This is a genomic window from Thermopolyspora sp. NPDC052614 (assembly GCF_040678635.1).
GTDB lineage: Bacteria > Actinomycetota > Actinomycetes > Streptosporangiales > Streptosporangiaceae > Thermopolyspora.
Genome location: NZ_JBFATZ010000007.1, coordinates 162,444 through 182,815, shown reverse-complemented (window position 1 = coordinate 182,815; position 20,372 = coordinate 162,444). Strand labels below are relative to the sequence as shown.

Sequence of the window (20,372 nt, the reverse complement as noted above, 5' to 3'; positions counted from 1 at the left end):
TCGGGGATGGGGAGGCGGACCCGCAGACGTGCGGGACAAAACGGCATGGAGGCGATTCATGGGACCCGGACGTCATACGTCCGCGATCTCGGCCGGTCTGCTCGCGCTGGCTCTCGGTGGAGGGATATGGCTGGCGGCGCCGGCGGCCGCCTCCGCCGCCGCGCCGCGTGAGGCCTGTGGGGGGACGGGCCTGCTGTCCGGGGTTACCAAAGGGCTGTGCAAGGTGGTGGGCGGTCTCTCCGACACGGTCAGCGGGGTCGGCGAGGCCCTGGGAGGCGGCGTGGACGCCGCCGGGAAGGCCGTCGGGAGGGCGACCGGGGGCATCGCCGGCGACGCCGCCGGGAACGCCGTGGAGGAGGCCGGTGAGGCGGCCTCGGGGATGGTGAGCGACGCGGCCGGGAAGGCCGCCGAGGCCGTGGCGTCCAATCCGTCCACGGCGTCCACCCCGTCCGCCGGGGCCCCGGCCGCGCCGCGGGGGGGATCCGGCGGAAGCCGGGGCAGCGGCGGCACCGGCTCCTGTCCCGCCACGTCGGCCGCGTGCGGCAAGGGCGGGGTCGGAAAAGACGGTACGGGGAACGGCGAGGCGGGAGCCGGAAGCGACGGCGGCTCGGGCGCAGGCGACGGGCGTCGGCCCGGCACGGACGAGGACGAGCCTGCGGGCGACCACCCTTCGGGCGAAAAGGGCGAAGGCGGCGGCACGGGCGATCGCCGGCAGGGCGACGCGGCCGCCATCGGGACCGCCCCCGGCCGAACGGCGGGCGACGGCGAGGACTCCTCGGCCGGCGGGAAGGACGACGAGCGGTCGTCGCTCGCGGAGCCGCGCCGCGCCGACGTGGACAAGGCCGACCTCCAGTTGCTCTGGCCGGGCCCCTCGGTGCCGCCGATCAAGCAGACGGTCCGCCCCACGGCGCTCACGCCGCGCAAGCCGTACGACGACGTGCTGGGGACGACGCTCACCGCGGCGCTGCTGCTGTCGGCGGTCCTGGCCGCCCGCGTCGTCTCGACCCGGCGCGCCCGCCAGGAACAGCACGCGACCATCCCCCTGGAACCCACCGGCGCCCGCGGCCACCGCCTCGCCTAAAGCGCCGCGCGCCCCGCGTGCGGCCGCGAGCGGCACCAAGGGCCGCCTGAGCGAGACAGCCCCGGGTCGGCACGCGGGTACGGCGGGTGCCACGCCCAAGTCGGAGGCCGCCGCGCCTGAGCGAGGCGACCCCAGGTCGGCACGCGGGTACGGCGGGTGCCACGCCCAAGTCGGAGGCCGCCGCGCCTGAGCGAGGCAGCCCCGGGTCGGCACGCGGGTACGGCGGGTGCCACGCCCAGGTCCAAGGCCGCTGCGCCCAGTCCAAGGCGCTGCGCCGGGGCGCGGCGTGTGCCGCCGCCGGAGGCGGAGCGCCTGATGCGCGTCAACGTGGTTCTGCGCGGTCGGGGGACGATGCTGCCGCGTCCGGACGGTCCGGCGTCTGCGGGCCGTCCTGGCAGGACGCCGCGTCGGCGCCGGAGATCGTCACTTCCGTGCTGTGCCGATCCCGAGATGGGGCCTGAGGTCGGGACGGTTGGCCCCGCCTCACGAGCCCATCGCGTGGACGCCGCCGTCGACGTGGACGATCTCGCCGGTGGTGGCGGGGAACCAGTCGGACAGCAGGGCCACGCAGGCCTTGGCGGCGGGGACGGGGTCGGCCAGGTCCCAGCCGAGGGGGGCGCGGGCGGTCCACATCTCCTCGAACTCCTCGAAGCCGGGGATGCTGCGGGCGGCCATCGTCTTGACCGGGCCGGCGGCGACGAGGTTGACGCGGATGCCGTGCGGGCCGAGGTGACGGGCGAGGTAGCGGTTGGCGGACTCCAGGCCGGCCTTGGCGACGCCCATCCAGTCGTAGACGGGCCAGGCCTTGGTGGCGTCGAAGTCGAGGCCGACGATCGAGCCGCCGCCGTCCTTCATCAGCGGCAGGCAGGCGACCGCCAGGGACTTGTACGAGAACGTGGACACCTGGACGGCGGTGGCCACGTCCTCCCAGGTGGTGTTGAGGAAGTTGCCGCCGAGGGCGCTCTGCGGGGCGAACGCGATCGAGTGCACCACGCCGTCGAGGCCGTCGAGGTGCTCGGCGGTGCGGTCGGCGAGGGTGTCGAGATGGTCCTGGTCGGTCACGTCCAGCTCGATCACCGGGGGCGGCTCGGGGAGCCGCTTGGCGATGCGCTCGACCAGGCTCAGGCGGCCGTAGCCGGTGAGCACGACGCGTGCGCCCTGCTCCTGGGCCAGCCTGGCCACCGAGAACGCGAACGACGCCTCGGTGAGCACGCCGGTGATCAGAAGTCTCTTGCCGTCGAGAAGTCCCATCTCAATGCCCCATTCCCAGGCCGCCGTCCACCGGGATGACGGCCCCGGTGATGTAGGCGGCGTCCTCGCTCACGCAGAACCTGACCACTCGCGCGATCTCCGCCGCCGTCGCCTGCCGCCCCAGCGGGATGCGCTTGCGTATCTCTTCCATGTGCGCCGGGTCGAGCTCGGCGGTCATGTCGGTCTCGACGAACCCCGGCGCCACCACGTTGACCGTGATGCCGCGCGACCCGAGCTCCCGGGCGAGCGAGCGGGCGAAGCCGATCAGCCCCGCCTTGGACGCGGCGTAGTTCGTCTGCCCCGCCGAGCCGAGCATCGCCACCACCGAGGAGATCAGCACGATGCGGCCCCGCCGCATGCGCAGCATGCCGCGGGTGGCGCGCTTGACCACCCGGTAGGCCCCGGTCAGGTTGGTGTCGATGACCTCGGTGAAGGTCTCCTCCTTCATCATCGCCAGCAACGTGTCCTTGGTGATGCCCGCGTTGGCGATGACGACCTCCACCGGGCCGTGCTCGGCCTCGGCCTTCTCGAAGGCGGCATCGACGTCGGCGGCGCTGGTCACGTCGCATCGGATGCCGAACAGCCCCTCCGGGGGCTCCCCGGAGCGGTAGGTCACGGCGACGGCGTCCCCGGCTGCCGACAACTCGCGGGCGATCGCCAGACCGATGCCGCGATTGCCGCCGGTGATGAGAACTGAACGAGGCATGTACCGACGGTATCGGCTACTTTCCGGTAACCACCTTGTCCGGCCCGGACAAGATCACAGGGTTAGGATCGTGGACATGCGCCAGATCGACTCCGACTTCCTCGCGCTGCCGCTGCGGCGGCTCGCCGACGCAGCCCTCCAGCGCGCCCGCGACCTCGGCGCGCAGCACGCCGACTTCCGCATGGAACGGATACGCGCCGAGACGTTGCGGCTGTTCGACGCCCGGCTCGAAGGGTCCATGGACGCCGACGACCTCGGCTACGCCGTACGGGTGATCGTGGACGGCACGTGGGGCTTCGCCGCGGGCATCGAGCTGACGCCCGAGGCCGCTGCGGCGACCGCCGAGCAGGCGGTGCGGGTGGCCGCGGTGAGCGCGCCGGTGAACCGGGAGCCGGTCGAGCTGGCCCCCGAGCCCGTGTACGCCGACGTCACCTGGGTGTCGGCGTACGAGGTGGATCCGTTCGGCGTGCCGCTCAAGGACAAGACCGAGCTGCTCGCCGAGTGGTCGTCCCGGCTGCTCGCCGACGACCGGGTGGACCACGTGCAGGCGTCGCTGATGCAGGTCAAGGAGCAGAAGTTCTACGCCGACACGGCGGGCACGACCACCACCCAGCAGCGGGTGCGGCTGCACCCCGCGCTGACCGCGATGAAGGTCACCGACGACGGCCGCTTCGACGACATGCGCACGCTCGCCCCGCCCGCCGGGCGCGGGTACGAGTACCTCACCGGCACCGGCTGGGACTTCCCCGCCGAGCTCGAGCGCGTCCCCGAGTACCTCGCCGAGAAGCTCGCCGCGCCGTCGGTCGAGGCCGGGGAGTACGACCTGGTGATCCACCCGTCCAACCTGTGGCTCACGATCCACGAGTCGATCGGGCACGCCACCGAGCTGGACCGGGCGCTCGGCTACGAGGCCGCCTACGCGGGCACCTCGTTCGCCACCTTCGACAAGCTCGGCGAGCTGGTGTACGGCTCGCCGATCATGAACGTGACCGGCGACCGCACCGCCGAGCACGGCCTGGCCACGATCGGCTGGGACGACGAGGGCGTGGCCGGGCAGTCGTTCGACATCGTGCGCGACGGCGTGCTCACCGGCTACCAGCTCGACCGGCGCATGGCCCTGCTGAAGGGGTTCGGCCGGTCGAACGGGTGCGCGTTCGCGGACTCCCCCGGGCACATGCCCATCCAGCGCATGGCGAACGTGTCACTGCAGCCCGCGCAGGGCGGCCCGTCGGTCGATGAAATGATCTCCGGGGTGGAGCGCGGCATCTACATCGTGGGCGACAAGAGCTGGTCGATCGACATGCAGCGCTACAACTTCCAGTTCACCGGGCAGCGGTTCTACCGAATCCGCGACGGCCGCCTCGACGGGCAGCTGCGCGACGTCGCCTACCAGGCCACCACGACCGACTTCTGGCGCTCGATGGAGGCCGTCGGCGGTCCCGAGACGTACGTGCTCGGCGGCGCCTTCAACTGCGGCAAGGGCCAGCCGGGGCAGGTGGCCCCGGTGAGCCACGGCTGCCCTGCCGCCCTGTTCCGCGGCGTCCGCGTCCTCAACACGGTTCAGGAGGGCGGGAATTGATCCGCTTCCCACGGTCGGGCTCGCCCCGGCCGGGTTTGGTTCGTCCGGGTTTCGTTAGGCCGGGTATCGTTCGTCCGGGTTTCGTTCGGTCGGGCTCCGCCGGGTCGAGGCCCGCAGCGGCCCGCGCGCACGTGCCGGATCCTCCCGCTTCGCGGGCGCTCCGCGCCCCGGTTGGTTCCCTTCCCACGCCCATCGGCGCGGGTCTCCGCGCTTTGGAGGTTCGATGAGACCGCAGGAGATGGTGGAGCGGGCGCTTGAGCTGTCCCGGTCGGACGATTGCGTGGTGATCGCCGACGAGACCTCCACCGCCAATCTGCGCTTCGCCGGAAACACGCTCACGACCAACGGCGTGGCCCGCTCCTCCCGGCTCACGGTGATCTCCATCGCCGGGCCGGGCGTCGGCGTGGTCTCCCGCGCCGCCGTACGCGACGACCAGATCGCCGACGTGGTCGCCGCCGCCGACGCCGCCGCCCGTGACGCCGCGCCCGCCGAGGACGCCCGGCCGCTCATCGACGGCGCCGGGGCCGGGCCCGGCTGGGACGATCCCGCCGAGCCCACCTCGATCGAGGTGTTCCGCGACTTCGCCGCCGCGCTCGGCGACACCTTCGCCGCGGCCGAGGCGGGCGGCCGCCGCCTGTACGGCTTCGCCGAGCACATCCTCACCACGACCTTCCTCGGCTCGTCCAAGGGGCTGCGGCTGCGGCACGACCAGCCCACCGGGCGTCTTGAGCTCAACGCCAAGTCGCCCGACATGACGCGTTCGGCGTGGGCGGGCGTGGCCACCCGCGACTTCACCGACGTGGACGTGGCCGCGCTCGACGCCGTCCTCGACCAGCGGCTGGCCTGGGCGAAGAACCGGGTGGAGCTGCCGGCGGGCCGGTACGAGACGCTGCTGCCGCCGACGGCCGTGGCCGACTTGATGATCTACCTGTACTGGTCGGCGGGCGCCCGCGACGCCTTCGACGGCCGCTCGGTGTTCTCCAAGCCGGGCGGCGGCACCCGCGTCGGCGAGACGCTGTCGAGCACGCCGCTGACCCTGTACAGCGACCCCGCCGCCGCGGGCATCGAGTGCGCGCCGTTCGTGGTCGCACACGCCTCCGGCCGGGAGCAGTCGGTGTTCGACAACGGGCTGGCGATGGACCGCACCGAGTGGATCTCCGAGGGGCGTCTGACCGCCCTGCGCCAGACCCGCCACTCGGCCGAGCTGACCGGCCTGCCGGTCACCCCGGCGATCGACAACCTCATCATGGAGGGCCCGGCCGGCGGGCGCTCCCTGGAGGACATGGTCGCCGCGACGCGGCGCGGCCTGCTGCTCACCTGCCTGTGGTACATCCGCGAGGTGGATCCGCAGACGCTCCTGCTCACCGGCCTCACCCGGGACGGGGTCTACCTGATCGAGGACGGCGAGGTGGTCGGCGAGGTGAACAACTTCCGCTTCAACGAGAGCCCGGTGGACCTGCTGGGCCGCCTCACCGAGGTCGGCGGCGGCGGCCACACGCTCCCGCGCGAGTGGAACGACTACTTCACCCGCACGATCATGCCGCCGATCCGCGTCCCGGACTTCAACATGTCCACCGTCAGCCAGGCGAGCTGACGCGCGGCCGGGTCGCACGGCCGCAGTGCGGCGAGCGGCGCCTCATGAGGCACGGCGTGGCCTCCCGGGCGCCGCTCGGCCGCGACGACGCGACGACGGTGACGCCACGCGCCGCCGGCGCCAGGCCAGGCCGCATTGCACGGCACGGCCGGCGATTGTGACGTCAGGTGCCGAGGCCGAGGGCGGCCAGGAGGGCCTCGGCCGCTCTGCCGAGGGGGGCGAGCGGGGTGGCGGGGTCGGCTGCCCGGCGGATCCTGATCAGGCGGCGGCTGACCTCTCGGGACCGCCCGCGGCCCTCCTCGATCTCCTCCAGGATGGCCTCGACGTCCTCGCGAAGCTGCTCGGGCAACCGCTCGGCCTGGACGTCGGCCTGGGCGGCCAGCTCCGCCATGCCGTCGTGGATGCGTTGCGGATCGAGCCCGACGCCTTCGTACATGGTGATCCAGCCGCCGAACTCCGCAGTGTCGCCGGTCCGGTACTCGCTCATGCGCACCGCCCATCCAATCTGGCGAGGGGACCGCTGGATTCACCTGGCAGGGGAATCGCCTCCCTCATTTGCTTGTGTCGCTCGCGACGGGCAGGGCCTGACCGTCGCCTGCCCCGGCCGGGCCGGGAACGCGGGAAGCCGCTCCCTCCGGTGCGGAGAGGTGACGGTTCGATTGTCGCCCGCCGGAATCATGTTGTCAGGCTTCCCTCGACGCGTGTCCCGGACCGGCCCCGGCGTTCCCGGTTCTCCGCGGGCCCGCGTTCCGCCGGGCGTCCCGGTGCGGCCGGTCAGGCGTCCTCCAGCCGGAAGCCGACCTTCATGCCGACCTGGAAGTGCGCCACGTCGCCGTCGACGATCTGGCCGCGGACCTCGGTGACCTCGAACCAGTCCAGGTGCCGCAGGGTCTGGGCCGCGCGGCGGATGCCGTTGCGGATGGCCTGCTCCATGCTCTCCGGCGACGTTCCGACGATCTCGGTTACGCGATACGTCCGATCTGTCATCGTGCCTCCTTGTTCCGAGCCGCGATCGTACGCCACCGGATCACCGGGTGAGGGGCAGGGATCGAGCACACCGCCATACGTTTACGGTGGATACGTGAAGTCATGGCGCCGTCGTCGGGTCGTCCACCAGGTCACGGATGCGAAACCCTCGTTGTCCGAGGACATCGGGCGCAGAGAGAAGCGGTATCTGATCCAGATGGGCATCCGGACGATCTGCCTCATCCTCGCCGTCGTCGTGAACGCCCCCTGGCCGGTCAAGGCGCTGCTCGTCGCCGCCGCGGTATTTTTGCCATACATTGCCGTGATCGGTGCCAACGCCGGACGCGAGCAGGGTAATTCGCCCGACCTTTCGGCCATGGACGAGGTTGAAGCTAACCAAAACGAGATACCACGCCATCGACGCGAGATCGGGTCGTGACTAACTCTTGACGCATCCCATGGGTGGGAGGTGTACAGTTTAGCCAAGCGCTCTGGTCCCCCGTCGGAGCGCTGGTGCCGGTGTTCCGGGCCCCCGTCGGAACACCGATGAAGCGGCGCCGGGTGGTTTGCCCCCGTAACCACCCGGCGCCGCCTTTCCTTTCCTCCGGCTTTCCATCCGCCCCGACTTCCCGTTTGCCCTGACTTCGCATCGGCTTTCCGCCTGCCCGCCTCTCCGTCTTCTCCGGCTTTCGATCGCCGAATCCGCACCGCCGCTCCCCGCGCCGTCACACACCCGCTTTCACACGCCCACGCCGTCACACGCCCGCGCCACCGCGGGTCGTACCGGTGGTGTGCCGGTCGGCCGCGAGGCCGAGTTGGACGGCGGCGGCGCGCAGTTCGGCCACGAGGGCGCCGGCGACCGGCTCCGGGCCCGAGCGCGACACCCGGCGCAGCGCGGTGATGCGGCGCCGCCCGGGGACGGGCGCGCTCAGGGCCGCGGTCCCCTCCGGCGCGCCCGTGCCCAGGGCCAGGGTGGGCAGGATCGCGGCCCCGAACCCGGCCGCCACCAGGGCGAGGACCACGGGGAACTCCACGCACACATGGGCGCGGTCCGGGGTGAACGCGTACGCCGTGGCGAGCCGGTCCAGGGCGCGTCCGCAGGCGGTGTCGGAGGGGGCGGCGACCCAGGGCCGGGTGGCCAGGTCGCGGATCGAATGGTGCGACGCGGTCCAGGCGGCCGGGATGACGATGCGGTACTCGTCGTCGGCCACCGCCTCGGCGAACAGGTCGGGATGGTCCGGGCTCGGGTCCGGCCCGTCCACGTCGTGCTCGGCGACCACGAGATCGACGCCGCCGGTGCGCAGCTCGCGCAGCGCCTCGGGGCCCTCCATCTCAAGGATCCGGGGCCGCAGCTCGGGGTGGGTGCCGGACATCGCGCGCAACGCCGGAATCAGCAGATGCACGATCGCGGTCAGGAAGCCCGCGATCACCACCGGGCCGCTCACCCGGCCGCTCAGCTCGGCGAGCTCGCGGCGCGCCTCAACCAGTTCCTGCTCGATCCGCTCGGCGCGGGCGACCAGCAGTTTCCCTGCGGCGGTGAGCCCCACCCTGCGGCGGCTGCGATCCACCAGCGGCACCCCCACCTCGTGTTCGAGCAGGTGAAGCTGCTGGGAGACCGCCGAGGGGGTCAGGTGCAGCAGTCGCGCCGCGTCCACCACGCCGCCGCGCAGGGCGACGGCCCGCAGGACGCGCAGGCGCCGTGGATCAAGTTCCATGAAGGCATACTGTAGCGCTGCTTCAAAAAATCTCGATTGTCCTTCAGCTTGGTTGCACTGATCATTGACGGTATGGACGACAACGTTCAGTGGCGGGTCGGCCTCGACGCCGAGGTCACCTTCGGCAACGGCGGCGACCTGCGCGTACGCGATTTCCGGCTGGACATCCCCCGCGCCGACATCGACGACGACGAACTCGCCGACCTGTTCATCCGGCACCTGGGCCTGCTCATGGTCGACAAGGTGCATATATCAGGCAAACGGCGCATCCGTGAGCCGCACAAGGGCTCCCGGCGGACCACGGAGGAGGGGGCCTGGCACGCTCCAAAGGGCGCCTCCGGCGTGCGTGCGATCGACCTCAGCCACCCGATCCGCGACGGCATGATCACCTATCCGGGACTGCCGGGACCCGTGATCGGCGAGCATCTGACCCGGCAGGACTCCCGCGCCGGCTACGCGCCGGGCACCGAGTTCAGCATCGGCCGCATCAGCATGGTCGCCAACACCGGCACCTACGTCGACAGCCCCTTCCACCGGTTCGCCGAGGGCGTCGATCTCGCGGCCCTCCCCCTCGACCGGCTGACCGATCTCGACGGCGTCGTGGTCCGGGTCACCGGCGCCTCGGCGCGGGCGATCGACCGGCCCGCGCTGCTCCCCCATGACGTCGCCGGCCGGGCCGTGCTCATCCACACCGGCTGGGACCGGCACTTCGGCACCGAGCGGTACGGCGTCGGCCACCCGTACCTGACCAGGGACGCGGCCGCCTGGCTCGCCGAGCAGGGCGCCGCCCTGGTCGGCATCGACTCGGTCAACATCGACGACACCGCCGACGGAACCCGCCCCGCGCACACCACCCTGCTCGCCGCGGGCGTCCCGATCGTGGAACACCTGCGCGGCCTCGACGCGCTGCCGCCGAGCGGCTTCCGCTTCCACGCCGTGCCGCCGCCGGTCGTGGGCATGGGAAGCTTCCCCGTACGCGCCTACGCCCTGTGCGGTCCCGCGGACGGTGAGGCGTGATCGAGATCCTGATCGACGTCGTCGGCTGGGCCGGCGCCGGCGTGCTGCTGGCCGCCTACGCGCTCGCCTCCGCCAACCGGATCCCCGCGGACGGCCCGGCCTTCCAGGGGCTCAACCTGCTCGGCGCGGTCGCGCTCACCGCCAACTCCGGCTATCACCAGGCCTGGCCCTCGGCGATCCTCAACATCGCCTGGATCGCCATCGGCCTCATCGCCCTGACCCGGGCCCGGCTCCGCGCGCCCGAAGCCTAGGCGCTCAGGCGTCCTTCATCGTCTCCTCGGTGGCCTTGCCCCAGTTCGCGGCCAGGGCCGACAGACGCGCGGCCGCGTCCTGCGGCGCGGTCCCCGCGCCTTGGGCGAGGCCCAGCAGGTAGGCGGTGAGGGGCGCGGCCGGGCGGGCGACGCCGTGGGCGACGTCCTTGGTGACGCCGAGGATCGCGTCGCGGTCCAGGCGGGCGGGGTCGATGCCGAGTTCCTTGCAGACCAGGGCGGTCCACTCCTCAAGCACGTTCACGGCGGCTCCGTTGCTCGTCGCTGGTTGGCAGTAATTGTCGATCATTATCGCCGGTGCCGGGTCGCGGCCTCACTCAGTCCTCACTCAGCCGCCGATGGCCGACATCGGCCGGGAGGGCTGGAGGAACGTCGGATCGTCGATGCCGTGGCCGGGGCGCTTGCCGCGTACCGCCGCCTTCCAGCGCTCGGCGAGCTCCTCGTCGGACGCGCCCGAGCGCAGCGCCGTACGCAGGTCGGACTCCTCGCGGGCGAACAGGCAGTTGCGGATCTGGCCGTCGGCGGTGAGGCGGACGCGGTCGCAGGCGCCGCAGAAGGGCCGGGTCACCGAGCCGATCACGCCGACCCTGTACGGGCCGCCGTCCACCAGGAACAGCTCGGCCGGGGCGCTGCCGCGCTCCCGGGGGTCGGCCGGGGTGAGGTCGAACTCCTTGCCGAGCATGGCCAGGATCTCGTCGGCGGTCACCATGTCCTCGCGCTTCCAGCCGTGCTGGGCGTCGAGCGGCATCTGCTCGATGAAGCGCTGCTGGTAGCCGTGCTTCATCCCGTAGCGCAGCAGCGCGGCGGCCTCGTGGTCGTTGACGCCGCGCATGAGCACCGTGTTGACCTTCACCGGCGCCAGCCCGGCCCGGTGGGCGGCCTCAAGACCGGACAGGACGTCGGCGAGCCGGTCCCGATGGGCGAGGCGGATGAAGACGTCGCGGTCGAGCGTGTCGAGGGAGACGTTGACGCGGTCGAGCCCGGCCTCGGCCAGCGGGGCGGCGAGCCGTTCCAGGCCGATGCCGTTGGTGGTGAGGGACACCTGGGGGCGTGGCGTGAGCGCGGCGGTCCGCTGGACGATCTCGACGAGTTCGCGGCGCAGCAGGGGTTCGCCGCCGGTGTAGCGGACCTCGGTGATGCCCAGCCGCTCGACCCCGATGGTCACCAGCCGCATGATCTCGTCGGCGGTGAGCAGCTCGGGCTTGGGCAGCCACTGCAGCCCCTCCGGCGGCATGCAGTACGAGCAGCGCAGGTTGCACCGGTCGGTGAGGGAGACGCGCAGATCCGTCGCCACCCGGCCGAATGAGTCCTTCAGCACCGGCGTCCCCTCCTGAGTCCACTTATAAGAGGCAGCTTAGGCCAGCCCTCCGGCGAGGGCGAATTTCGGCGGCTCACGAACATCGTCACAGCCGAATCCCACCACACGTCACCGACAAGGAGATAACCGGCATCACCCCGGCATCACCAGGGCCAACCGTCCATAAGACTCCGTGATTCCGGTCAGGAGAAAACCCGGGTGCGCTCCGCCCGCCTCGCGGGTAGTGTCCAAGGCGTGACGTGGCGACATTGATCCTCATCCGGAGCCGGAATCGCGCGCAGGCTCTACGCCTACGCGTTCTTCGAGGAATTCGTCCTGCTGTATCCGGTGTACGCGGTGCTGTTCACCACCACCGGGCTGTCGGCGGCGGAGATCTCCTCGCTGTTCATCGTGTGGTCGGTGACCTCGTTCGCGGCGGAGCTGCCGTCCGGGGTGTGGGCGGACGTGTTCTCGCGCCGCCGGCTGATCGCCGCCGGGCCGCTGGTGACCGGAGCGGGGTTCGCGCTGTGGGTGGCGTTCCCCTCGTATCCGGCCTTCGCCGCGGGGTTCGTGCTGTGGGGGATCGGCGGCGCCCTGGTGTCGGGGTCGCTGGAGGCGCTGGTCTACGAGGAGCTGGACCGCGCCGGGGCGGCCGGGTCGTACGCGCGGGTGATGGGCAGGGCCACGGCGGTGCGCACGACCGCCTTCCTGCTGGCGACGGCGGTGGCGGCGCCGGTTCTGGCCGTGGGCGGCTATCCGGCCCTGGGCGCGGCGAGCGTGGCCACCATGCTGGTCGCCGCCGCGATAGGCCGGTCGTTCCCGGAGTCGCGCGACCGCAACGACGGGGAGGGCGGCGGCGGGGAGGACGGGCGGACGGCGGTCGGCTCCTACCTCCGGACGCTGCGCGCGGGCCTCGCCGAGGTGCGGCGCACGCCGCCGGTACGGCGGGCCCTGGTGTACGTGTCGGTGCTCATGGGCGTCACCTCCGTGGACGAGTACCTCCCTTTGCTGGCGCTGTCCACGGGGGTCGCGGAGGCCGCGGTGCCGCTGGTGATCCTGCTGATCACCGCGGGGGAGGCGGTGGGCGGCTGGCTGGCCGGGCGCGGCTCGCGGTGGGAGGCGGCGGCCCTCGCCGTGGCGGCGCTGTGCCTGGCGGCGGGGGCGCTCGCCGGGACGCCGGCGGCGATGGTGCTCGTCGCCGCCGCCTTCGGGGTCTTGCGGTGGGCGATCGCGTCGGCCGAGGCCCGGCTGCAGGAGCGCATCGGCGACGACTCCCGGGCGACGGTCTCCTCGATGGCCGGGTTCGCCTCCGACGTGGCCGCCGTGACCGCCTACGCCTCCTACGGGCTGGGCTCGGCGTGGGCGGGGCCGGGACCGCTGATCGCCGTGGCCGCGGTGCCGTACCTGCTGCTGGCGCTGGCCCACCGGCTCGGCCGCTTCTGACCGCCTCCCGATCGCCGGGGGCTGCGGGCGGCGCGGCCGGTCACCGGGCCGCGCAGACGCGCTCCTTCGCGTCGGGCTGGAGGCTGATCGCCTTGATGCCGGTCGCCTCGGCCGGGACCCGGAACGTCTCCGCGGCCCGGCAGTCGTAGAAGGTGTAAACGCCGTCGGCCTCCCCCAGCAGCATGACCTTCCCGCCGTCGCGCAGCGGCTTGCCGCTCTCGTTCTCGAAGGGGATCACCCACTGGTCCTGGAATCCGAGCAGGGACAGCGTGAAGCTCTCCTCTCCCGTCTTGGCGACCCGCACCGCGGAGTCCTCCATGTGGCCCACCAAAAGGAAGCCGAGTCCGATGCCGGTGAGCGCGCCGACCGCGATCTTCATCCCGGCCCGGCCCACCGGGCGGCGGCGCAGCAGCCGGAACGGCACGAGGAAGGCGAGCACGCCGATGATCGTCGCGACGAGCACGGTCCGCAGCGCGTTGGAGGCCGCATCCGCGCCCAGGTAGCCGAGGAATCCCCAGTAGGTCGCGCCGCACCACACCGCGCCCACCGCCGCCGCAAGCCAGGGGCGTTGCCGTATGTAGCGGACCCCCCGGCCGGCGTAGCCCAGGGTGATCTTATCGATCAGCCACGCGATCCCGACGACGACGCCGACAAGCAGCGCGCCCGCCAGAACGCCCAGGATGATCGTGGCCATCAGCCGGCCGAACATGGTGGCCTGGTCGATGCCGACCTGCTCCGGCGTGACGTTGAACGCCCCGTAGACCTGCTCGACGCCGAAGTACAGCAGCGCGTACAGACCGACGGCGATCGGCACCACGACCGATCCGGCGCGTTCGAGCAGGCTGACGACGCTCCCGCCGTCACCGCCGTCACCGCCGTCGGCGACCGCGGGGATCCCTGCCGTGTCCGGTCTCGTGCTGATTTCCGGGTTCACGTCGACGTGGCGCCTTCCGCGCACCCGAACCTCACCATCACCCTCAGTAGCCGACATGTCTCGCTTCTGCCAAATAGTGATCATTCTTGACAAACCGAGATCGTAGCGGACACCATCGGCACCACGAGGAGAATGGTTGAAAATTAATCATTCGCCGACGCCCGTCGCGCGCCGGCCGTCGCCAATCGACGTCTAGTCGACGTCGACCCAGTCGAGCGTGCGGGTGACGGCCTTCTTCCAGCCCGCGTAGCCCTCCTCGCGCCGCTCGTCGCTCCAGGTCGGGGTCCAGCGCCGGTCCTCGTTCCAGTTCCGCTTGAGGTCGTCGGTGGAGCGCCAGAACCCGACGGCGAGCCCGGCGGCGTAGGCGGCGCCCAGGGCGGTGGTCTCGGCCACGACGGGCCGGGACACCGGCACGCCGAGGATGTCGGCCTGGAGTTGCATGCACAGCTCGTTGGCGGTGACGCCGCCGTCCACGCGCAGCACGTCGAGGGTGACGCCGGAGTCCTCGCGCATCGCCTCCACCACGTCCCGGGACTGGTAGCAGATCGCCTCCAGGGTGGCCCGAGCGATGTGCGCGGCGGTGTTGAAGCGGGACAGTCCGACGATCGCGCCGCGCGCGTCGCTGCGCCAGTACGGGGCGAACAGGCCGGAGAACGCCGGCACGAAGTAGACGCCGCCGTTGTCGTCGGCCTGGCGGGCGAGGATCTCGCTCTGCGGCGCGCTGGAGATGATGCCGAGCTGGTCGCGCAGCCACTGGACGGCCGAGCCGGTGACGGCGATCGATCCCTCCAGGGCGTACACGGGCTTGTCGTCGCCGAAGCGGTAGCAGACGGTGGTGAGCAGCCCGCTGCGCGATCGGACCGGCTCGTCGCCGGTGTTGAGCAGCAGGAAGTTGCCGGTGCCGTAGGTGTTCTTGGCCTCGCCCGGCGCGAAGCACACCTGGCCCACGGTCGCCGCCTGCTGGTCGCCGAGGTCCCCGGCGAGCGGCACCTCGCCGCCGAGGGGGCCGCCCGGACGCGTGACGCCGTACAGGGACGGGTTGGAGGAGGGCTGGATCTCGGGCAGCATCGACCGGGGGATGCCGAAGAACGACAGCAGCTCGTCGTCCCAGTCGAGGGTCTCCAGGTCCATCAGCATGGTGCGGCTGGCGTTGGTCGGGTCGGTGACGTGCACGCCGCCGTCCACCCCGCCGGTGAGGTTCCACAGCAGCCAGGTGTCGGTGGTGCCGAACAGCGCCCGCCCCTCCTCCGCGGCCCGGCGCACCTCCTCGACGTTCTCCAGGATCCACTGGATCTTGCCGCCGGAGAAGTACGTCGCCGGCGGCAGCCCGGCCCTGCGGCGGATCACGTCGCCGCGGCCGTCGCGGTCGAGGGCGGAGGCGATGCGGTCGGTGCGGGTGTCCTGCCAGACGATCGCGTTGTAGTACGGCCTGCCGGTGAGCCGGTCCCAGACGACGGTGGTCTCGCGCTGGTTGGTGATGCCGAGCGCGGCCAGGTCGGCGTGGGTGAGCCGGGCCCTGCCCAGGGTGGTCTCGATGACCGCGCGGGTGCGCTCCCAGATCTCGACCGGATTGTGCTCGACCCAGCCGGCGCGGGGCAGGATCTGCTGGTGTTCGAGCTGGTGCCGCGCGATCTCGTTGCCCCCGTGATCGAAGATCATGAAGCGGGTGCTGGTGGTGCCCTGATCGACTGCTCCGACGAAGTCGGCCATCGGTCGTCTCCTCTGGTACGCGGGGTCAGATGCTGCGGGCGCGCTCGCCCTCGGCGGAGGGTACCCGCCCCGGTTCGGGTTCCTCCTCCCGCGGCAGGAAGCGGCCGACGAAGAGCTGGTACAGACCCGCCCCGAGCACGCCGCCGATGACCGGCGCGACGATCGGCACCCAGAAGTAGAGCTGTCCGTACTGGTCGCGCCAGGCGGTCGAGTAGCCGGTGAGCCACGACGCCACGCGCGGCCCGAGGTCCCGGGCCGGGTTGATGGCGTAGCCGGCGTCGGTGCCCCAGGCCATGCCGATCGCCACCACGACCAGGCCGATGACGAACGGGGCGAGGTTCGCCGCGGGGGGCGAGTTGCGCAGGTCGGTGAGGGCGAGGACGAGCAGCAGCAGGATCGCCGTGCCGATGATCTGGTCGCGGAAGGCGCCCCAGGTGCCGACGGGCAGCTCGCCGTTGCCGGGCAGGGTGGAGAACACGATCTGGGTCTTGACCGTGTGGCCGGGGTCGGTTTGGGCCAGCACCTCGGCGTAGTTCCACCGCACGAGCAGGGCGGCGACGAAGGCGCCGAGGGTCTGCGCCAGCGAGTACGGCAGCACCTTGCGCCAGGGGAAGCCCTTGAAGACGGCGAGCGCGACGGTCACCGCCGGGTTGATGTGGGCGCCGCTCATCCGGGCGGCGACGTAGACGCCGAGGGTGACGCCGAGGCCCCAGCCCCAGGCGATGCTGTCGTGGTCGCCGAGGCCGCCGGCGATCACCTGGGCCACCGCGCCCACGCCGAACAGGATCAGGATCATCGTCCCGACGAACTCGGCGGCGAGTTCGCCGAGCATCGTCCGGTCCCACAGGCGGCGCGGGGCGGCCCCCGAGCCGATGCCGGAGGTCTCCCCGCCGGTCGAGCGCTGATCGTCGGACACGTCTCCTCCTCACCGAGCGCCGGTCGAACCGTCGGTTCGGCGGCCCCGGTCGGACGTGCCCGGATGTGCGGCCCCACCCCGATGACCGCCGCCCAGTCCGCCGTGAGACGGGCATACGACCGGTCTCACGGCGTCCCGGAGTACTGCCCCCGCGCGCGGGCTTCACGCCTTCGGCGCGGGGGTTTCGCGGCGGTTCGCGAGAGTCGCGCGGGAGGGGAGCGCGTCAGAAGCGCTCGCGGCGGACGTTGACCTTGCGGCCCTTGATGGTGGTGCCGCGCAGCGCGTTGATCACCTCGTTGGCGGCGGCCTCGGGGACCTCGACCAGGGAGAACCGGTCGGCGATCTCGATGGCGCCGATGTCGCGCCCGCTCAGCCCGGTCTCGCCGGCGATCGCGCCGACCAGGTCCTGCGGCCGGATGCGGGCGCTGCGGCCGGCCCCGACGAACAGGCGGGTCATCCCGCCGCCGGTCCGGCCGCGGCGGCGCTCCCCCTGCGCGGTCTGGTCCCGGCGGCCCCGGCGGCCGTCCCTTCCGTCCCTGCCGTCGCGACCGTCCCTGCCGTCGCGCTCGGGGCGCAGCGCGATCTCGGGGATCTCCTCCTCGTCGTCGGCGACGCCGCCGGCCTCGTGGGCGAGCTTCACCGCGGCGAGCGCCACCTCCATCACGTCGAACTCGTCGGCGAGCGTCTCGACGACCACGCGGAAGCCGTCCAGGTCGTCCTCGAGCAGGCTCGCCTCCAGCGCCGCGCGGGTCAGCTCCAGCCGGCGGGCGCGCAGGTCGGCGACGGTCGGCACCTTCTCCACCGGGATGCGGCGCTTGGTCACCCGCTCGATGGTCTTGAGCATGCGGTGCTCGCGCGGCTCGGCGAGCGTGATCGCCACGCCCTCGCGCCCGGCCCGCCCCACCCGGCCGACCCGGTGCACGTACGCCTCGGGCGCGGACGGCACGTTGTAGTTGACGACGTGGCTGAGGTGCTCGATGTCCAGGCCGCGGGCGGCGACGTCGGTGGCGACGAGCAGGTCGGCGACGCCGGAGCGCAGCCGTCCCATCACCCGGTCGCGCTGCTCCTGGCTCATGCCGCCGTGCAGGGCCTCGGCCCGATAGCCACGGCCGTTCATGCTCTCGGTGAGCGCGTCGACCTCCTCGCGGGTGCGGCAGAAGACCAGGGCGGCCGTGGGGGCCTCGACGTCGAGGATGCGGCCGAGCGCGACGGGCTTGTGCGGCCGGGCGACCACGTAGGCGCTCTCGCGCACCTGCGGCGCCTCGCCGGGCGCGGCCTCCTGGGCGTGGATGAGGATGCGTACGGGGTCGCGCAGGTGCTGGCGGGCGATGCCCTCGATGCGGGGCGGCATCGTGGCGGAGAACAGCACCGTCTGCCGCTCGGGCGGGGTCTCCTGCAGGATCGCCTCGATGTCGTCGGCGAAGCCCATGTCGAGCATCTCGTCGGCCTCGTCGAGCACGACCGTGGCCAGGTCGCCCAGGCGCAGGGTGCCGCGGTTGAGGTGGTCGAGGGCGCGGCCGGGGGTGGCCACCACCACGTCGACGCCGCGCTCCAGCGACCGCAGCTGGCGGCCGATCGGCTGGCCGCCGTAGATGGGCAGCACGCGGGCCGCCAGATCCCTGCCGTACTTGTGCACGGCCTCGGAGACCTGCATGGCGAGCTCGCGGGTCGGCACCAGCACCAGCGCGACCGGGTCGCCGCCTCCGCCGCCGGTCAGGCGCTCCAGCAGCGGGAGCGCGAACGCGGCCGTCTTGCCGGTGCCGGTCGCCGCCTGCCCGAGCAGGTCGCGGCCCTCCAGCAGGGGCGGGATCGCCTCACGCTGGATCGGCGTGGGCTCCTCATAGCCGAGGCCGGCGATGGCGCGCAACAGCTCGGGCCGCAGCCCAAGGTCGGCGAATCCGCCGGCGTCGGCCGCGTTCGGGATCATGATCGGTTTCCTCATTCCGGACGTGGTCACGCAAGGGCATCGATGTCACGGATGCCCGGCTCCGCAGACATCTATCATTCCGCGCCTCGGGGGGTGCCATGGCCCGCACGTCCCGCCCGCACCGGCACGGCGGCTCCGGAACGGGCGGCGATCGGCGGGCCGGCCGAACGCACTTGAAAGCCGAAGTTTCGGTTTCACAACTCTCCATAGATAAAGCGGACTTATGTCTTCCTTATCTGAAAGATCACAGTCGTCAACGCTGTACGCCGGTCTCACCGACGAGGCCGCGGGCACCGAAGGGACTCATATGAGGAAGACCGTCGCCACACTGGCCATCGCCGGAGCCGGTCTGAGCGTGCTGCTGCAAGGCTTACCGGCCAACGCGGCGCCGAGCCGGAACAGCACCGCCCCCAAGCCGAGCGCCATCGCCTGGAGCCCTTGCACCGGCGCCCTGGAGGGGCTGGAGTGCGCCTCGATCCCCGTGCCGCTGGATTACCGGCGCCCGTGGGGCAAGAAGATCAAGATCGCGCTGAGCCGCAAGCCGCACACCGTCTCCGCGGACAAGTACCAGGGCGTGCTGCTGCTCAACCCCGGCGGCCCGGGCGCGAGCGGCCTGGCCATGCCCACCTGGTTCGCGGGCAGCGGCGCCGAGGCCGCGTCGGGCGCCTACGACCTGATCGGGTTCGACCCGCGCGGCGCGGGGGCGAGCGAGCCCCGCCTCGACTGCGGCTCCGGCTACGACGACCCGGTGCGCGCCGACTACGTCCCGGCGAACTTCGCCGAGGAGAAGGCCTGGCTGGCCCGCGCCAAGGACTTCGCCCGCAAGTGCGGCCAGGCGCTGGGCTGGCTGCTGCCCTACATGACCACCGAGGACAGCGCCCGCGACCTGGACAGCATCCGCAAGGCCCTGGGCCAGAAGCAGATCAACTTCCTCGGCTACTCCTGGGGCACCTACCTCGGCGCCACCTACGCCACGCTGTTCCCCAACAGGGTCCGTCGCCTGGTCCTGGACAGCGTCGTACGGCCGAGCGGCGTCTGGTACGCCGACAACCTCGACCAGAACCGCGCCTTCGACGCCCGCGCCAAGGACTTCTTCGCCTGGACCGCCAAGCACGACTCGGTCTACCACCTCGGCACGACCGGGGACGCGGTGGAGAAGAAGTACTACGAGATCCGCGCCGCGCTGAAGGCCAAGCCCGCCGGGGGCAAGGTCGGGCCGAGCGAGTTCGACGACACCTTCCTGGTCGGCGGCTACGCCAACTCCGTGTGGCCCTTCCTCGCCGCCGGGCTGGCGGAGTACGCGGCCGGCAGCGAGGACTTCCTGGTGTTCCTGTACGGCGCGCTCGCCGCGACCGACTCCGACAGCGGTCACGCGCTCTACCTGGCCACCTCCTGCACCGACAACGCCTGGCCGCGCAGCTGGGCCACCTGGCACCGTGACGCCGCCACCCTGCACCGCACCGCGCCGTTCCTCACCTGGGGCAACACCTGGTTCAACGCGCCGTGCTTCTACTGGCCGGCCAAGCCCGAGCGGCCGGTGCGCATCTCCGGGCACGGGCTGCCGCCGGTGCTGATCATCCAGTCCACCAAGGACGCGGCCACGCCGTACCAGGGGGCGGTCGAGATGCACCGCCTGCTGCGCTCCTCCCGCCTCATCGTCGAGGACGGCGGCGGCAACCACGGCGTCACCCTGGCGGGCAACGCCTGCCTCGACGGACACCTGGCCGCCTACCTGACCGACGGCACGGTGCCGGCGAGCCGGCCCGGCCCCGACGCGCTGTGCGCGCCGGTGCCCGACCCCGAGCCGCTGGCGGCGGCGAACGCCGCGGCCCGGAGCGCGACGCCGCAGGTTCCGGAGGTCCGCGTCCGCCGCTGACCGGCATCCTGTTCCACCTCGGAGTCCCCTTTAGCACGCTCCCGAGGCACCGCTCCGATCGCTCCCGTGAAGGGGCCCCGGCCGTGCCGGG

Annotated in this window: 19 protein-coding genes; 8 read left to right on the top strand and 11 right to left on the bottom strand. The window is 72.3% G+C overall.

The window, feature by feature from the left end; genetic code table 11:
• Positions 1 to 58: 58 nt before the first annotated feature.
• On the top strand, positions 59 to 1,081 hold the full coding sequence (locus AB0K60_RS17630) for a hypothetical protein (protein ID WP_364055292.1): 1,023 nt from the start codon (positions 59 to 61) through the stop codon (positions 1,079 to 1,081).
• Positions 1,082 to 1,564: 483 nt separating this feature from the next.
• Here AB0K60_RS17630 and fabI read toward each other — a convergent pair whose 3' ends face one another.
• Both fabI and fabG read right to left on the bottom strand, forming a co-directional pair.
• Positions 1,565 to 2,332 (bottom strand): enoyl-ACP reductase FabI, encoded by a 768-nt coding sequence (gene fabI, locus AB0K60_RS17625; protein ID WP_364055289.1) that lies wholly within the window; start codon positions 2,330 to 2,332, stop codon positions 1,565 to 1,567.
• Position 2,333: 1 nt separating this feature from the next.
• The gene (gene fabG / locus AB0K60_RS17620) at positions 2,334 to 3,038 is read right to left on the bottom strand and encodes a 3-oxoacyl-ACP reductase FabG (RefSeq protein WP_364055286.1); all 705 of its coding nucleotides are present in this window, start codon (positions 3,036 to 3,038) and stop codon (positions 2,334 to 2,336) included.
• Positions 3,039 to 3,114: 76 nt separating this feature from the next.
• On the opposite strand from fabG, the gene AB0K60_RS17615 reads away from it, so the two are divergent.
• Both AB0K60_RS17615 and AB0K60_RS17610 read left to right on the top strand, forming a co-directional pair.
• Complete coding sequence (locus AB0K60_RS17615; protein ID WP_364055283.1) at positions 3,115 to 4,617, top strand: TldD/PmbA family protein; 1,503 nt, start codon at positions 3,115 to 3,117, stop codon at positions 4,615 to 4,617.
• Positions 4,618 to 4,840: 223 nt separating this feature from the next.
• A complete protein-coding gene (locus tag AB0K60_RS17610; RefSeq protein WP_364055280.1) occupies positions 4,841 to 6,211 on the top strand; it encodes a metallopeptidase TldD-related protein in 1,371 nt (456 codons plus the stop codon).
• 163 nt (positions 6,212 to 6,374) lie between these two features.
• Here AB0K60_RS17610 and AB0K60_RS17605 read toward each other — a convergent pair whose 3' ends face one another.
• Both AB0K60_RS17605 and AB0K60_RS17600 read right to left on the bottom strand, forming a co-directional pair.
• Complete coding sequence (locus tag AB0K60_RS17605; RefSeq protein WP_364055277.1) at positions 6,375 to 6,698, bottom strand: hypothetical protein; 324 nt, start codon at positions 6,696 to 6,698, stop codon at positions 6,375 to 6,377.
• Between the two features lie 287 nt (positions 6,699 to 6,985).
• On the bottom strand, positions 6,986 to 7,198 hold the full coding sequence (locus AB0K60_RS17600) for a dodecin (RefSeq protein WP_364055274.1): 213 nt from the start codon (positions 7,196 to 7,198) through the stop codon (positions 6,986 to 6,988).
• Between the two features lie 94 nt (positions 7,199 to 7,292).
• Here AB0K60_RS17600 and AB0K60_RS17595 point away from each other — a divergent pair, with 94 nt between their 5' ends.
• Positions 7,293 to 7,616, top strand: a complete 324-nt coding sequence (locus AB0K60_RS17595) for a DUF3099 domain-containing protein (RefSeq protein WP_364055271.1) — start codon at positions 7,293 to 7,295, stop codon at positions 7,614 to 7,616.
• Between the two features lie 316 nt (positions 7,617 to 7,932).
• Here the strand turns inward: AB0K60_RS17595 and AB0K60_RS17590 are convergent, their stop codons facing one another.
• The gene (locus AB0K60_RS17590; RefSeq protein WP_364055268.1) at positions 7,933 to 8,892 is read right to left on the bottom strand and encodes a LysR family transcriptional regulator; all 960 of its coding nucleotides are present in this window, start codon (positions 8,890 to 8,892) and stop codon (positions 7,933 to 7,935) included.
• A 72-nt stretch (positions 8,893 to 8,964) separates the two neighbouring features.
• On the opposite strand from AB0K60_RS17590, the gene AB0K60_RS17585 reads away from it, so the two are divergent.
• Positions 8,965 to 9,909 (top strand): cyclase family protein, encoded by a 945-nt coding sequence (locus tag AB0K60_RS17585; protein ID WP_364055265.1) that lies wholly within the window; start codon positions 8,965 to 8,967, stop codon positions 9,907 to 9,909.
• Positions 9,906 to 10,160 (top strand): hypothetical protein, encoded by a 255-nt coding sequence (locus AB0K60_RS17580; protein WP_364055262.1) that lies wholly within the window; start codon positions 9,906 to 9,908, stop codon positions 10,158 to 10,160. The genes AB0K60_RS17585 and AB0K60_RS17580 overlap by 4 nt, the downstream gene beginning before the upstream one ends.
• A 4-nt stretch (positions 10,161 to 10,164) precedes the next feature.
• On the opposite strand, the gene AB0K60_RS17575 is transcribed toward AB0K60_RS17580, so the two are convergent.
• Positions 10,165 to 10,422: a DUF6457 domain-containing protein gene (locus AB0K60_RS17575; protein WP_364055259.1), complete on the bottom strand. Its 258-nt coding sequence runs from the start codon at positions 10,420 to 10,422 to the stop codon at positions 10,165 to 10,167.
• Positions 10,423 to 10,506: 84 nt separating this feature from the next.
• Positions 10,507 to 11,496: a GTP 3',8-cyclase MoaA gene (moaA, locus tag AB0K60_RS17570; protein ID WP_364055256.1), complete on the bottom strand. Its 990-nt coding sequence runs from the start codon at positions 11,494 to 11,496 to the stop codon at positions 10,507 to 10,509.
• Positions 11,497 to 11,823: 327 nt separating this feature from the next.
• Between moaA and AB0K60_RS17565 the strand changes: the two genes are divergently transcribed.
• The gene (locus AB0K60_RS17565; protein ID WP_364055253.1) at positions 11,824 to 12,918 is read left to right on the top strand and encodes an MFS transporter; all 1,095 of its coding nucleotides are present in this window, start codon (positions 11,824 to 11,826) and stop codon (positions 12,916 to 12,918) included.
• Between the two features lie 40 nt (positions 12,919 to 12,958).
• On the opposite strand, the gene AB0K60_RS17560 is transcribed toward AB0K60_RS17565, so the two are convergent.
• From AB0K60_RS17560 to AB0K60_RS17545, 4 genes are all read right to left on the bottom strand, one after another.
• Positions 12,959 to 13,852: a hypothetical protein gene (locus AB0K60_RS17560; RefSeq protein ID WP_364055250.1), complete on the bottom strand. Its 894-nt coding sequence runs from the start codon at positions 13,850 to 13,852 to the stop codon at positions 12,959 to 12,961.
• A 192-nt stretch (positions 13,853 to 14,044) separates the two neighbouring features.
• Positions 14,045 to 15,562 (bottom strand): glycerol kinase GlpK, encoded by a 1,518-nt coding sequence (gene glpK, locus AB0K60_RS17555; protein WP_364055247.1) that lies wholly within the window; start codon positions 15,560 to 15,562, stop codon positions 14,045 to 14,047.
• A gap of 25 nt (positions 15,563 to 15,587) precedes the next feature.
• Positions 15,588 to 16,394 carry an MIP/aquaporin family protein gene (locus tag AB0K60_RS17550; protein ID WP_364055854.1) on the bottom strand — a complete coding sequence of 269 codons (807 nt, stop codon included), beginning with the start codon at positions 16,392 to 16,394 and terminating at the stop codon, positions 15,588 to 15,590.
• A gap of 307 nt (positions 16,395 to 16,701) precedes the next feature.
• Entirely contained in the window at positions 16,702 to 18,405 is a 1,704-nt protein-coding gene (locus AB0K60_RS17545; RefSeq protein ID WP_364055244.1) for a DEAD/DEAH box helicase, read from the bottom strand.
• Positions 18,406 to 18,712: 307 nt separating this feature from the next.
• On the opposite strand from AB0K60_RS17545, the gene AB0K60_RS17540 reads away from it, so the two are divergent.
• The gene (locus AB0K60_RS17540) at positions 18,713 to 20,281 is read left to right on the top strand and encodes an alpha/beta hydrolase (protein WP_364055241.1); all 1,569 of its coding nucleotides are present in this window, start codon (positions 18,713 to 18,715) and stop codon (positions 20,279 to 20,281) included.
• Positions 20,282 to 20,372 lie beyond the last annotated feature (91 nt).